Annotated in this window: 1 pseudogene; it reads left to right on the forward strand. The window is 66.8% G+C overall.

Annotated features, from left to right (window positions below):
* Positions 1-78: 78 nt before the first annotated feature.
* Positions 79-1058: pseudogene (locus AB0469_RS41180) on the forward strand (IS5 family transposase).
* The last annotated feature ends 8 nt before the right edge of the window (positions 1059-1066 follow it).

Raw genomic sequence — 1066 nt, forward strand, 5'->3', positions numbered from 1 at the left:
CCTAGGGCCTGTGTGATGTCGTGATCAGTTCCTGGGTTCTGCCCTCGTCGCGAGGTGGAACCCGGTAGGACTGTGGCCGTGACACGCAGGCAACTCACGAATGCCCAGTGGAAGTTCATCGAGCCGTACCTGCCGATCGGTAGGTACGGCCCGTACCCGGAGCGGTTGAGAGAGCAGTTCGAGGGTGTGATCTGGCGGTTTAGGTCCAGTGCCCAGTGGCGGGAGATGCCTGCCGAGTTCGGCCCGTGGGCCACCGTCTACGGACGCTTCCGCGTCTGGCGGGACGCCGGTGTGTTCACCGCCCTGCTGGAAGGCCTGATCGCCGAGGCGGCCCGCGCGGGAAGGACAGACTTGTCGCTGGTCAGCGTGGATTCCACCACGGTCCGTGCCCACCAGGACGCGGCGGGGATGCGCGTCAGTAAGCACCTCATGGAGGCCCTGGAAGAAGCCGCGCAGGAGCAGGAAGCGGCCCGCCAAAAAGGGGCGGGCCGGAGGAACAGAACGGACAGGCCGAGCGCCGGCGCATCCGACGCAGACACAGGCTCCGCCTGAAGGAAGCCCTGCTCGGCAGGTCCCGGGGCGGACTGACCAGCAAGATTCATCTCGCCGCGGACCGCAGGTGCCGTCCGCTCGCGTTGGTCCTGACCGCCGGGCAGGCCGGGGACAGCCCGCAGTTCATCCCCGTGCTCGCGAAGGTGCGAGTCCGCCTGCCTGTCGGCCGTCCCCGCACCAGGCCCGGCGCGGTCGCCGCGGACAAGGCCTACTCATCCCGCGGAAACCGCTCCTACCTGCGAAAACGCGGAATCAAGGCAGTCATCCCGGAAAAGCGGGACCAGGCTGCCAACCGGAAGAAGAAAGGCGCGAGAGGCGGCCGGCCCGTCAGCCACGACGCCGACCTCTACAAAGAACGGAACACCGTCGAACGCCTGATCAACAAGCTGAAAGCCTGGCGAGGCATTGCCACCCGCTACGACAAAACGCCGGACAGCTACCTCGCCGGCCTCCATCTCCGCGCCGCAATGATCTGGATCGACGACCTCCTGAAGCCCGTCGACTGATCACGACA

The sequence above is a fragment of the Streptomyces sp. NPDC093801 genome (assembly GCF_040701585.1).
GTDB lineage: Bacteria > Actinomycetota > Actinomycetes > Streptomycetales > Streptomycetaceae > Streptomyces.